The sequence below is a fragment of the Leptothrix discophora genome (assembly GCF_030705305.1).
Taxonomy (GTDB): Bacteria; Pseudomonadota; Gammaproteobacteria; order Burkholderiales; family Burkholderiaceae_C; genus Sphaerotilus; species Sphaerotilus discophorus.
In genome coordinates, this window is record NZ_JAUZEE010000001.1 from 37,534 (window position 1) to 50,190 (window position 12,657).

At 70.2% G+C, this 12,657-nt stretch carries 11 protein-coding genes; 3 read left to right on the plus strand and 8 right to left on the minus strand.

What is annotated here, in order from left to right; all coding sequences use genetic code 11:
- Positions 1 to 59: 59 nt before the first annotated feature.
- On the minus strand, positions 60 to 401 hold the full coding sequence (locus Q8X39_RS00185; RefSeq protein WP_305747611.1) for a translation initiation factor Sui1: 342 nt from the start codon (positions 399 to 401) through the stop codon (positions 60 to 62).
- Positions 402 to 418: 17 nt separating this feature from the next.
- On the opposite strand from Q8X39_RS00185, the gene Q8X39_RS00190 reads away from it, so the two are divergent.
- Together Q8X39_RS00190 and Q8X39_RS00195 are read left to right on the plus strand one after the other, a co-directional pair.
- Entirely contained in the window at positions 419 to 1,015 is a 597-nt protein-coding gene (locus tag Q8X39_RS00190; protein WP_305747612.1) for a hypothetical protein, read from the plus strand.
- Positions 1,012 to 2,001: a sugar kinase gene (locus tag Q8X39_RS00195; RefSeq protein WP_305747613.1), complete on the plus strand. Its 990-nt coding sequence runs from the start codon at positions 1,012 to 1,014 to the stop codon at positions 1,999 to 2,001. The genes Q8X39_RS00190 and Q8X39_RS00195 overlap by 4 nt, the downstream gene beginning before the upstream one ends.
- A 260-nt stretch (positions 2,002 to 2,261) precedes the next feature.
- On the opposite strand, the gene Q8X39_RS00200 is transcribed toward Q8X39_RS00195, so the two are convergent.
- Genes Q8X39_RS00200 through Q8X39_RS00210 form a run of 3 tightly spaced genes read right to left on the minus strand, consistent with a single transcriptional unit; the run spans position 2,262 to position 6,310 of the window.
- Positions 2,262 to 4,682: a hypothetical protein gene (locus Q8X39_RS00200; RefSeq protein WP_305747614.1), complete on the minus strand. Its 2,421-nt coding sequence runs from the start codon at positions 4,680 to 4,682 to the stop codon at positions 2,262 to 2,264.
- Complete coding sequence (locus Q8X39_RS00205; RefSeq protein ID WP_305747615.1) at positions 4,682 to 5,890, minus strand: P-loop NTPase fold protein; 1,209 nt, start codon at positions 5,888 to 5,890, stop codon at positions 4,682 to 4,684. The genes Q8X39_RS00200 and Q8X39_RS00205 overlap by 1 nt, the downstream gene beginning before the upstream one ends.
- A gap of 3 nt (positions 5,891 to 5,893) precedes the next feature.
- Positions 5,894 to 6,310 carry a hypothetical protein gene (locus tag Q8X39_RS00210; RefSeq protein WP_305747616.1) on the minus strand — a complete coding sequence of 139 codons (417 nt, stop codon included), beginning with the start codon at positions 6,308 to 6,310 and terminating at the stop codon, positions 5,894 to 5,896.
- Positions 6,311 to 6,625: 315 nt separating this feature from the next.
- Here Q8X39_RS00210 and Q8X39_RS00215 point away from each other — a divergent pair, with 315 nt between their 5' ends.
- Positions 6,626 to 8,590 carry a hypothetical protein gene (locus Q8X39_RS00215; protein ID WP_305747617.1) on the plus strand — a complete coding sequence of 655 codons (1,965 nt, stop codon included), beginning with the start codon at positions 6,626 to 6,628 and terminating at the stop codon, positions 8,588 to 8,590.
- 153 nt (positions 8,591 to 8,743) lie between these two features.
- Here the strand turns inward: Q8X39_RS00215 and Q8X39_RS00220 are convergent, their stop codons facing one another.
- From Q8X39_RS00220 to Q8X39_RS00235, 4 genes are all read right to left on the minus strand, one after another.
- Positions 8,744 to 9,637, minus strand: a complete 894-nt coding sequence (locus Q8X39_RS00220; RefSeq protein WP_305747618.1) for a vanadium-dependent haloperoxidase — start codon at positions 9,635 to 9,637, stop codon at positions 8,744 to 8,746.
- Between the two features lie 183 nt (positions 9,638 to 9,820).
- The gene (locus Q8X39_RS00225) at positions 9,821 to 10,822 is read right to left on the minus strand and encodes a Bug family tripartite tricarboxylate transporter substrate binding protein (protein WP_407067941.1); all 1,002 of its coding nucleotides are present in this window, start codon (positions 10,820 to 10,822) and stop codon (positions 9,821 to 9,823) included.
- The gene (locus Q8X39_RS00230) at positions 10,819 to 11,667 is read right to left on the minus strand and encodes an amidohydrolase family protein (RefSeq protein WP_305747619.1); all 849 of its coding nucleotides are present in this window, start codon (positions 11,665 to 11,667) and stop codon (positions 10,819 to 10,821) included. Before Q8X39_RS00230 ends, Q8X39_RS00225 begins: the two co-directional genes overlap by 4 nt.
- Entirely contained in the window at positions 11,664 to 12,656 is a 993-nt protein-coding gene (locus Q8X39_RS00235) for a tripartite tricarboxylate transporter substrate binding protein (RefSeq protein ID WP_305747620.1), read from the minus strand. The genes Q8X39_RS00230 and Q8X39_RS00235 overlap by 4 nt, the downstream gene beginning before the upstream one ends.
- Position 12,657: the final 1 nt, after the last annotated feature.

Genomic DNA, 12,657 nt, shown 5'->3' on the forward strand with positions numbered 1-12,657 from the left:
CGACCGGGGTTTCTTGCGTTTGGGGGTGCGGCGTGCGTCGGGCGGCTTGAAGCCAGGTCTCAGCCCCCGACGCGCTTGACCCGGTGCCCCGACTCGGTCAACCAGGTCATCACGCGTTCGACATGGTCCCCCTGCACCTCGATCACGCCGTCCTTCGTGGTGCCGCCGGCGCCGCAGGCCGCACGCAGCTGCTTGGCGGTGGCGGCCAGCGCCACGGCATCCAGCGTCAGGCCTCGCACCACGGTCACGGTCTTGCCGCCGCGGCCAGTCTTCTCGCGGCTGACGCGCACGATGCCGTCGCCCGCGGGCATGGGCATGGCGGCCTTGCAGGTGCAGGCCGCCAGCGACTGGCGGCAGGCAGGGCAGGTGCGTCCAAGATCGGTGCTGTAGACAAGGGCCATGGCGTCAGATCGTACAAGTGCGGCGGGGTGGCCTGCTGGTCATCGGCTCCGGCCTGATCGACCTGGTGCGGCTCGACGACGATGTCGTCGCCCACCTGCACAAGACAGGCGCCTTGCTGCCGACGCCGATCGAACGGCTGCGCCGGATGAACCCGCTGTCCATCGAGCTGGACAAGCGCTACAAGTTCGGCATCACCCCGGAGCCGCTGCCCTTCGCCATGAACAACCCGCACATGATTGGCGACATCGCCGTGGACATCTGGGACCGCAAGAGCCTGGCCGGCTGCTGCGCGGTGGGCGAGGCGGCCGGCACCCACGGGGTCACGCGCCCCGGCGGTGCGGCGCGGAACGACGGCCAGGTCTTCGGCAGGCGCTGCACCGAGCACATCGCGTCGCGTCCTTCCCAGGCAAGGCCCGAGCCCTTGCCAGAGGAGCTGATCGGCCCTGGACGAAGCCCGTTGGCTGAGTGCGCTGGACATCTGCATCGGCCGCGGTGGTGGCCGCGGTGGTGGCCGCCGGGGCACCCGCACCCTCCGTTCCTCCGAGGGCGACCAGGTGCCGCAGCGCCGCCTCGGCCCGATCGACGACACCAACGTGCAGGAGTGACGCGATGACACCGGACTCCCAGACACGGCGCTGGTCGCATCGACACGTGCTCGGCATCGGCGAGGCGATGGTCGAGTTCGCGTCCACCGGCGGCGACACCTACCGCCGCGGCTTTGCCGGCGACACCCTCAACACCGCCTGGTACCTGGCTCAGCTGTTGAGCCAGCCCGGCGATGCACCCGACCGCGTCGGCTACTACACCCACGTCGGCCAGGACCTGTTCTCGGACCAGCTGCTGGCCTTCATCGAGGCCAGCCACCTCGATGCCCGCCGGATCGTGCGTGCGGCCGACCGCAGCCTCGGCCTCTACGTCATCCACCTGACCGGGGCCGAGCGCCATTTCAGCTACTGGCGCGACACCTCGGCCGCGCGCCGGCTGGCCGACGACCTCGACGGCCTGCGGGCCGCGACGCGCGACTGCGGCCTGATCCATGTCTCCGGCATCACGCTGGCGGTGATCGGCGCGACCGGTCGGCGTCATCTGCTGCAGGCCCTGCGCGAGGCCCGCCGTGCGGGCGCGGTGGTGTCCTTCGACCCGAACGTGCGGCCTCGCCTGTGGCCGGATCCGGCCGAGCTGAAGACCGCCATGCAGGAAATCCTGGCGGTCGTCGACATCGCCTTGCCCAGCTTCGACGACGAGGCGGCGCTGTGGGGCGATGCGGACCCGCAGGCCACGCTGAGCCGGCTGGAGCAGGCCGGCGTGCAGGAGATCGTGGTCAAGAACGGGGCCGGGGATGTGGCCTGTTCCTGGTCCGGGCGGCGCGAGGTTTTCCCCACGCCACCGATCGACCACGTGATCGACACCACCGGCGCCGGGGATTCGTTCAACGCCGGCTATCTGGCGGGCCGCCTCGTGGGACTGCCGATGTCGCAGGCCTGCCGCATCGGACAGCGGCTGGCCGGCATCGTCATCGGCCACTACGGCGCGCTGGCGCCGGTGGACGCGCTCGACGACGTGCGTGCCGTGATCCGGTCCGCTGCCGGCAAGGTCTGAGTCCTTCATGACCGCCAACCATCCCATGCGGAGGTCGCGGTCGGTCTTCGGGGCGACGGAAGTCCGGCGCGACGGCCTGCGCTGGTACGCCAGGCTGGCCGACCTCGACGTGGCACTGCCCGCCATCTGCCGCGTCTGCCACTTCCAGTGGGCCACTGGCCGGGGCGGGTCCTGGAGCCATGTCGACGCGAAGGTGGCGCTCGGGCTTGAACCGAGCCTCAGCCTTGCTCGGCTCCGCGCGCCCGACCGTCACGGCACGATCAGCGCGCGGTCGGCGGTGAGGTCGTGGTGGCGTCCCAAAGTTCATCGGCCGACTTCGGATCGACCAGCTGCGGGTGCTGATCGATCGTCTGGGACGAGCGGGTGAGCCACAGCCGCTGCGGCGGTTCGACCAAGCGGCGGTTGACCCACTGCTCGACCCGCGACACGCTGGCCTTGGGCAGCGGCTCGGTGGCCAGCAGCGGCTGGACCGGCAGCGGCCCGACCTTGAGGGCATCGATCAGTCGGTCGAGCAGATCCAGTTCGTGATCCATAACGGCCAGCACCAGGCCCTCGCGCGGCGGCAGCGGCCAGCCCTCGGTGATCGAGGCATGACGAGGCCCGACCACGATGGCAAGGCGCCAGTTGTTGCTCATCCCGACGATGGGGCTCAGGCGTTCATCTTTGCCGCGCAGGACGATGGTGACGTTGCGCAGCTTCTTGACCACGTCGTCCTGCAAGGCCGGGTCCAGCGTCCGCAGGCCCAGCCGCTCCAGCGCCCGCATCAACAGTTGCTCGCGCAGTTCGTCGTCCCAGGCTTCTTGCATCGATGGCGGGGACTCGCGCAGGGCGTGTGCCGCCACCCGCGTCCATTGCCTCAGGGTGGCACGCTCGGGGCGCAACGGCAGGTACAAGGCCGGGCCGAACCCGAGCAACTCGCAGATGACCTCCGCACCCCCAGCCGCGGGTGCGACCGTTGACGGTTCGGTCCCAGCCGCCGCACGTTCGACGGCGCTGCGCCAGGCCAGTCGTCCGAAGGCGTGCTGCTGAACGTGGATGGCCGTGACCGCCTCACGTCCCGCGCCGCTGGCCAAGCCGGTCTGTTCCGGCAGCGAACGGCCCCTCGGCTGGCGCCAAGAGGCCAATGTCGGCCGACGGACGACCACGGGCTCGCTGCGGCCGATGGATGGCGACGTGATGGGGGGAGGCATGTCCATCAGATCGCCCCAGAGGGCCTTGAGCCGGTGGGTCAGTTCCGGCAGGTCGACCTCGTTGCAACGCAGGCCGTTGGAGAGGACCGACAGGGCCTGTTCCCAGTCGGCCAACGAGGGCAGGCGGGCCGCCTGAGGAACGGGCCATGGCGTCGGCTGCGGCCCGGGCGGCACGCTGTCCCAACCTGCCCGCATGCCGGCCAGGAAGGCGGCCAGATGCAGGGCGCGGTGCACCACCTCGGCGGTTTCGGCGCGGCAGATCATGTCGGCGTAGCTGCGCACCATCTGGGCGTCGCGGTAGACCTCTTCGAGCGAACCCAATCCCCGGGCAGCCCGCTGCAGGTTGTCGATGGCCTGCGCCACGCTCGACCACGATGGTGTTGTCGGCAGCAGCCGGTAGCGGTCGGCGAGGTCTTCCAGGGGGCGCCAGGGCATCGCGGGGGTGGTCGATCCGGGCCGCGCAGCGGCCGACATGGCACGCCGCACGGTGCCCTCGATCGCACGGATGCAGCGCAGCGCCGGCCGGCTGGTGGCGACGATCATGTCCAGCGACGCATGCCACGCCGATCGGGGGAAGGCCGACTCGCGCCAACGGAAGCGCAGGCTGCCCACCCGGTGCGCCGACGCCGGCCCCGAGCGCGCGTCGGTCGTTGCCGCTGTCGTTGCCATTGCCAGCTCCTCTTCCCTCAGCGGTGCCTTGTCGCCGACCAGCAGGGCGTCGAACAGCGCCTGGTCCGGGTCGGCCAGCCCGAGCTTCTTCCATCGCGGTGCGACGTCGCGCTGCCAGCGCCGTTCGATCTCGGCCTTGCTGCAGGCCGGCGTCAAGGTCCTGGCGACCCCGGCGGCGATGCCCAGCAGCCACTTCACCTCCTCGTCGGACAGCGGGACGGTGGGCATCGTCGCGGGCTGCTGCTCGGTCCGGGTCTCGTGGCGGTCTTCCTCCAGGTTCATGCGCTGCACGAGGTAGCGCCGGAAGTCATCCAGCCCGTTGCTGGAGAGATCGATCGCCGCCGTCGTGTCCGATCCGGGCCGGCGGTCGACCTCCAGGCGCTGCCGCGACAGGAAGTAGGCCGCGTCCATCAGGGCCATCAACAGGCGCGGCCGGCTGTGCAGCATCGGGCTTTGCTGTGCGCTGGCCAAGGCGAGCTCGAGGGCCACCTGCAGCGTGATGTCCATCAGGTACTGCGGATCCGAACGCAGACCCGGCGGAATCGCCAGCAGGTCGTCGGCGCCGCGCCAGGATTCCAGCAGCCGGTTCAAGGCCAGGGCGTTGAGCTGCGAGCGCTGCAGCAGCACCCAGCGCACCAGTTGCCTGTCGAGCCGATCGCTTTCGGTGGTCGACTCGCCTGCGGTGGCGGACACGAGTTCCAGCCGCTCGTCGAGGTACTTGTGCATCTCCTCGGGCATGTACACCACGAAGATGCGGTGCGAGAAGTAGGAATAGTTGCGGCCGTAGACCGACCGCCGAGGCGACGCTGCGGGCTGGGACATCAGCGCACCGCCAGGGCGCCGGCGCGCTCCTGTTCCTCGCGCACATGCAGCTGTTCGTAGAAGCCGCGGTCCGTCAGCAGGCAGGTGAAGGCCCTTTCCGCAAAGAGTTTCTTCATCGTGTCCAGCAACTCGTGGATGTGGTCGTACAGGTCATCGACCTTGTCGAGTTCATCGACCACGAAGACCGGTGCCAGTCCAGCGGCGAGCAGGCGCTCGAACAACTCGGGCATCACCCGATGCAGGGTCTTGGTGCTGAGGTCGGGCAGAAAGGTCCGGTCGATCTTGCGTTCCTGGTTCAACGACGTGGTCGTGTTGACCTTGAACATCATCCCGGACCCGAACGCGACCAGGATGCCGACCCACAGGGCGGCCAGCGGATGTCCTGCCGCGACGGTGGCGCCGCCGGCAAGACCGCCGGCGGTCAGCGCGCTCAGTGGCTTGACCAGCTCGACCCAGCGCAGGTCGACACCGCCTTGCGTCTCGCGCTTGCGGCCCTGGCTCCTGCCCTGGGTCTCGCTCTCTTCAAGCTTGCCGGAAATGCGCTGGTAGACATGGCTGACGCCGCTCAGCGCGACCATCTCGCGCAGTCCCTGCTGCGGTCCCAGGAGGTGCCCGGCGTTGAACAGCACCCCGTCGCGTTCGGCACCCGCGACCCGCCAGAAGTCCGCCAGTCGTGCGGCGGGCGGGGCCTCCGGCAGCTCGATCTGGAACCGCGCGGCCAGCTCGGCCAACTCATCGGCATCGGCGGCCCTCCGCTCATGTCGCTGCCTGGCCAACAGGTGGAAACGATCGCTGTATTCCTTGGCGACCGCCTGGTGCAGGGCTTGCGCCACCTGGATCAAGGCGCGTTGCTGGATGCCCTCGGCACTGCCTGCCTGCCCATCACCGGGTTCGAAGATCAGCGGGCCGTGTACATAGACCGGCAGCGGTTTGTAGCGCACCTCATGGCGCAGCGCCTGCTTCTGGTGATCCAGGATCACGTGGTCGACCATCGTGGTCTTGCCGGCACCGCGATGACCGGCGATCAGGAACGAGCGCCCGCGGACCAGGCCATCGCAGTAGCGCGTCATCTCGTGGCTGAGCACACTGGCCGCTTGAGACGGGGCCAGGATGACGGATTCGATCGGCCGCAGGCGGGGGTGCGGCGGTGTATCGGTACGGGCTGCCGTGCTGAGCGGCTCGGCGATGCGCTTGAGGCGGACCGGCATGACCTAGACCTTCTTCCTGACGGCAGGCTCATGGCCTGATCCTGTGGCCGGCTCGGTGGCCGGCTCATCCGCCACCCTGTACGGCTCTTCGGTAACCCGGGCCGCCTCCATCGTCAGCATCAGCGCCACGACGGCGAGCACGCCGCAAACCAGCAGATACGCCAGCGCGGGCGAGACGCGCCAGCCGCTGTCCGCGCCACCGAAGCCGCCCCAATGGCGACGGAAACGCAGCCCCTCGCGCAGGCGGGCCTCGATGCCAGCGGCCAGGCCGGCCACCACGGCACCGCCGCCCAGCACCAGCGCCAGCTGGCGAGCCCACTGGGCATGTGCTTCCCGTGCCAGCTGCTGGCGCAGCGCCAGTTCAAGGCCGGGGCTGCTGCGTCTGGACGGCGGCATGCCCGCTGCCGTGCTCGCTGCCATGCTCTCTGGTGTCGATGCAGCGTGCGTGGCTGCGGCGACGGCGGCAGCGCTGGATGCCGCGACGGCGGTGGCAAGCGCGGTCGGTGCAGACGAAGCCGCCGGTGAGACCGATGGCGTCGCGCAACCTGCACGGCCAGAGACTGCCGGACCTGCCGAACCTGCTGGTCGAGCCGAGCTGCTGGTGCGGGTCACGGGCCGTGCTGCGGTGACGCAGTCGCAGGCCTTCGTGTCGACCGGCGAGGCCGCATCGCCGGCGGCCGCCACCGACGCGGCCAGCATGGTCCCCAGGAACCAAGCTCCGAGGTGGATGCGCCCATGCTGCCGATCCGATCGTGGGTTCAAGGCAAGAGTCCTCATCGTCATCGGTTGCGGATGGCCACCGGCCAGCGGGCGGGGTCCTGGAGAACGCACTGTCGGGCCGACCGCTCCGGTGTGTCATCGGCAACATTGAGGGCGCAGCGACCACGCATGGTGCGGCGACCCGCCCGGCCCTCCGGTCGCACCGTCCGTCACCTTGGTGATGCGACCTCAGCCCTTCGGCGAGCACGATCGACGTCATCGCATGGTCCTGTCGACCGTGCGCCAGCCAGGAGCAGCCCCATGATCGACATCGACGACATCCTGCGTGCGGCATCGGTTCCCGATCTGCACCGCGCCAGCCTCAAGGACCATCTGGAGAAGATCCGGTTTGGCACCGTGGTGCGCATCCTCGTGGTGGTGGACTCGGAGGTCTCCACCACGCCGGGCGTGGGCTTCGGCATCCGGCGCGTGATCGACGAGATCCGCGCGGCCCGCGTGGGTTGCATGCGCTTCGACGTCGACATCGCCCGACGTGATGCGCTGCCCTCCCGGATCGTCGCGGTGCCCGACGGCACCGGTGCGCGCTACACGGGTTTCCGCTTCGACATGAAGCAGGTCGACGGCGTCACGCCGGTGCTGCACCAATACCGGCAGGTGTGGTGCTTCGGCTTCAAGCCCGACAACGCGGGTCTCGACGATGGTCGGATCTTGCAGGCCAGCGCCTTTCCGGCCAGCGACGCCGAGCTGGCCGTGCTCAGCCACTGGATGGACCATCACAAGGGCGGCGTCTTCGCCACCGGCGACCATGACTACCTCGGCGCGTCGATGTGCCACCGCATCCCTCGCGTGCGCACCATGCGACGCTGGACGAACGCCGACGGCGTGCCACCGATCGGCGGTCCCGACCGCATCGATACGCTGCGCCCAGGCACGGAACCCCTGGGCAACGCGGTCGATCAGGAGGACCTGACGGTGCAGCCGATCCAGTGGACGGTCTGGTCGTCCATCCGGCTGGGCTATCTCCGGCGGCTCGCTCGACCGCACCCGGTGCTCTGCCACCCGACACTGGGCCCGATCGACGTCATGCCCGACCATGCCCACGAAGGCCTGTGCGTGGACACGCCCGATGTCGCCGCAGGCGGCAGCTACGACTTCGACGGCAGCGGGGCCCAGCCCGAATACCCCGATGCCGCCGACGGCAGTCCGGTGCGGCCGCTCGTCATTGCCTACGGCAGCACGCTCAGCGGCGCGACGGTGAACTTCGAGAAGGGCTACCAGCCGGCGCGGGCGCGTTTCCCCATGATCAGCGTCTACGACGGCCACCGCGCCCAGCGTGGGCGCGTCGCGGTCGATTCGACGTGGCACCACTGGATGAACATCAACATCGACAACATGGCCGTCGCCAACGGAGAGACCTGGTCCAAGATCCGGCGCTACTTCGTCAATCTGGCGGTGTGGCTGAACCCGCCCGGCACATCGACGCGTTGCCTGTTCGATGACCTGGTGATCGCGCAGCTCGGTTATCTGGGGCTGCAGGAGTTCTCGCCGCGGCTGACGGTGCGTGAATTGGGCACTGGCTTCAAGCGCCACCTGGTGCGCCTGTACGGTCCCTGCTGGGTCACGCAGTGGCTGTTCGACTGGTTCCAACTCCTGGAGCCCAGGCATCGACTTGAACTGTTCGACCTGGAAGTGCGCCCACCCAGGGGCGACATCCCCTGGCCGCCGCCCGAGCCTTGCCTGAGCTGCCCGCCACTGGCGGCGATCGAGGACCAGGTGCTCGGCGGCATCGTGCGTGCGACCCTGCCATGGGCGACCGAGATGCGGGCCCGACTCACGGTTGGCAAGCCACTGGGTGGCGACTTCCGGGAGCAGGTCGACAAGCTGGCGGCCGATGGCACGGGCAAGGCGATGAGCGAATTCGTGCGTGAGTGGACGGCCGACCACAAGCGCATTCAAGGCTTGCTCAAGCCGCTGGCCTGAATCGGGCCGCCTGCGGCGCGTCAGCGCCGCAGGCGGCCCGCTGCGCGTCCGTTCCTGCGTGCGTGGTTCGTCGGAACGCCGGGTCGGCGGCTGGCGTTGCGCAGGTCCCTGCGGTGCGGCATGTGCCGTCGGTGCCGCAGCACCGACGACGCTTCAGGGCCGGCCACTCCAGTGCGCCTGTGCGCGTTCAAAGGCGAGGGCACCCACCTTGCGACCCAGTGCCAACCCGGCGGCATTGCCTTCGTAGAAGTGGATGCCGCCATACAGGCGTGACTCACCGGCCTCGTCCGCCGCTGCACTGAAGGTGCGCCAACTCAGGGTGGTGCCTGCCGCGCTGGCCAGGCCGGGCTCCACCCGCAGGGGTCCGGGCTGGGTGTAGCTGCCGCCGAAGGCGTCGCTGCCGGTGTAGCGACGCAGCACCTCGGCCGCGGCGGCCGAGAAGCCGCTGTGACCCGACACGAATTCCGGGAACGGCGGCGTCGGGAAGGTGCTGACCTGGTACGGCCGCCACGCCTCGCCGTCGATGGTCGCCTCGGTGGTGCCGGTCCAGCCACGGATGCGCTTGCCACGGAACAGGTGACGGATGGCGGTGACCGGCCGCACATGGTCGTCGTGGCGCTTGCATTCCCACACCGCGATGGCCGCGTCGTGGATGGCGTTGGCCAGGGCGAAGAACATCTTCACGTCCTGCTCCAGCGTGTGGCTGTCGCGCGCAGAGACGATGGCGGCGAACAGTTCCCAGTGCCCGGGCGGCAGCTCGGAGCTGGGGCCGTCTGCCCAGTACTCGGCGGTCACCTTCTGCCTCACGTTCAGGCCGTCCTGCACCGCCACCACGTGCTTGGCCTGGTCCAGAAAACCTTGCGAGGTGATGGGCAAGGGCGCCGACGGCCTGAACTGCCCGGCCGACGCGAGCGCGAAGGGTTTCACGCCCGCCCATTGCGGGCCGATCCTGTTGCGCTCGGCCCCGACGCCGACGACGCCGACGACGCCGATGTGGCGAACCGCTTCGAGCGCAGCCTGCGCCCAGTTGACCGACAGCGTAGGCATGCGGCTCCCCGGTGGAAAAGTTGTCCTTGGGTTTCCACTCTAGATGCAGGCCGTGGCAGCACCGTCCTCTCGATGTGGGATGGCCGACGCCCATCGTTCAGGTGAGGGCATGGGCCCGCCTGACGCGTGTCCGGGCCCGCTCGGCCGCAGCACGCCTCCGCCAGGGATCGGGCAGCAACCCGGTCAGTCCGGCTTGATCTTGGCGCGGGCCACCACCGCCTTCCAGCGGGTCTGCTCCGCCGCGATGAAGCGGGCGAACTCGGCCGGGGTGCCGCCGACCGCGATGGCCGCGTCGGCGCTGAGCTTCTCGGTCGCGGCGGGCTGCCGGACGGCTGAGGTGGCCGCCGCGGCGAGCTTGTCGATCGCGGCCGCGGGCAGGCTGGACGGTGCCAGCAGGCCATACCACTGGGTCATCTCGAAACCGGGGTAGCCCTGCTCGGCAACGGTCGGCACATCGGGCAGTTGCGCGATGCGGGTGGTCGTGCCGGTGGCGATGCAGCGCAGCTTGCCGGCCTTGATGAAGGACATGACGGCCGGCGCGCCGACCGAGGCGGCGTCCAGTCGGCCGGCCAGCAGATCGGTCAGCTGCGGACTGGTGCCGCGGTAGGGCACGTGCAGGATGAAGGTCTCGCTGGCCATCTTCAGGTATTCCATCGCCAGATGGCCGGCGCTGCCATTGCCGGCCGAGCCGTAGTTCAGACGGCCCGGGTTCTTCTTCGCGTAGGCGATGAACTCGCGCAGGTTGTTCACCGGCAGGTCCGGCCTGACGAGGTAGAGGCTGGGCACCTTGGCCAGCAACGAGATCGGCTTGAAGTCCTTCACCGGGTCATAGGGCAGCTTGTCGAAGATGTACGGGTTCACGGCCAGCGTGCCGATGTGGCCGAGGATCAGCGTGTGCTGGTCGTCGGCACGTGCGACCTCCTGCATCGCGACATTGCCGGCGCCGCCGGGCTTGTTGTCGACGAAGACCGACTGGCCCAGGGCCTTGCCCAGCTCCACGGCGGTCGTGCGCGCGACGATCTCGCTGCTGCCGCCCGGTGCGAAGGGCACGACGAAACGGATCGCCTTGGACGGCCAGGCCGTGCCCTGCGCCGGGGCCAGGCTGGGCAAGACCAGGCCGGCCCCGAGGCCGGCGTTGCGGGCCAGCCATGCGCGGCGGTTGAGGCTCATGTCGTGGGGGTTCATGGTGGTCCTGGGTCGTAGAGGTGGAGGGGATGCCGGCGCAGGATCGCGTCGGAGAGGGCGTCGCCCAGCACGTCGTGGATGGGCGCCAGGTTCGATCGATACGTGGGCAGGCGGTCGGCCGGGAAGCTGGTGTGCGGCCAGTCCGAGCCCCACACGCAGCGCGGCCCGAACATCGTGGCGACGCGCTGGAGGTGCGCATGCAGCGCGTCATAGGGTGCTGTCGCGCCCAGCCGATACCAGCCCGAGAGCTTGACCCAGGCGCCCTGCGCGGCCAGCGACCGGGCGGCTTCCCAGGCCGGGTGCGAGGCCGGCAACTGCGCCTGCAGGCCAGCCAGGTGATCGAGCACGAAAGGCAGCCCGCAAGCGGCCTGCCACCCGACCAGCCGCGGCAGGTCGTCGGCCCGCACGTACCACTGCAGGTGCCAGCCACGTTCGCGCAGGCGCGGGGCCAGGCGTGCCAGCTCGGACGCCACGTCGCCCGCATGGCCTGCCGGCGAGACGAGGTTCAGGCGCACGCCGCGCACGCCGGCCGCGTGCAGGCGATCGAGCAGGGCATCGCTCGCCTCCGGATCGATGACCGCGACGCCCCGGTGGCGACCCGGCTCGGCCTCCAGCGCCGCCAGCATCACCGAGTTGTCGGTGCCGTAGACGCTGGGCTGGACCAGCACCAGGTGACCGATGCCGTGCGCGCCGGCCTGGGCCTCGATCTCGGCCAGCGTCCGGTGCTGCGGCCGGTAGTGGCCGGGCCGCACCGGTGCCTGTGCGTCGAAGACGTGGACATGGCAGTCCCAGCCACCGGCCGGGCTTGCCGGTGGCGGACGCGGCGTGGGATCGGCTGCGCTCATTCGCGCGTGATGCGCCGTTCGCGCACGATGCGGGCCCACAGGCCCTGCTGCGCGCGCAGGAAGGTCTCGGCCTCCTTCTCGCCGCCGCCGAAGACCTCGCCGCCCAGGGCGCGGATGCGGCCCAGCACCTCGGGATCGTCCATGGCCTTGCGGATCGCGGCCGCCAGCCGGGCGCGCACGGCGGGTGGCACGCCGGCAGGCGCCAGCACCGGGTTCCACTCGAGCACCTCGTAGCCCTTCAGGCCGGTCTCGTCCAGGCTGGGCACGGCCGGCAGCACGCGCGAGCGCAGCCGCGAGGTGACCGCGAGCGGCCGCAGCTTGCCGGACTGGATGTGCGCCAGCGACGAGGCCACGTTGGCGAAGAACAGCGGCACCTGTCCGCTGATCACGTCGTTGAGCGCCGGGCCGCCGCCCCGGTAGGGGATGTGCGACATCTCGACCTGGGCCATGGCCTCGAACATCGCCCCGGCCAGATGCTGGGCCGAGCCATTGCCCGACGAGGCGTAGGCCAGCGTGCCAGGCCGGGCGCGGGCCAGCCGCAGCACGTCGGCGACCGATCGGGCCTCGAAGCTGGCGGTACACACCAGCACGTTCGGGAACAGCGCCAGCACGCCCAGCGGTGCGAAGGCCGTCGCGGTGTCGTAGGGCAGCTTGTCGAACAGGGCCGGGTTGACGGCGAACGACGAGGCATCGAGCAGCAGCGTCGCGCCGTCCGGCGTGGCGCGGGCGACCTGGCCGGCGGCGACCGTGCCGCTGGCGCCGGGCTTGTTGTCGACCACCACCGGCTGGCCCAGCGCGTCGGACAGGCGTGGTGCGATCAGGCGTGCCATCGCGTCGGCCCCGCCGCCGGCCGGGTAGCTGACCACCAGCGAGATCGGCTTGCCACCGGCGATGTCAGCGGCGGCCAGGGCCCGGCCCACCGGTGCCGCGAGCAGGGCCGCGCCCGTTGCCAGCAGGCTGCGGCGGCGATGGAAGTTCGTCGTGTTCATC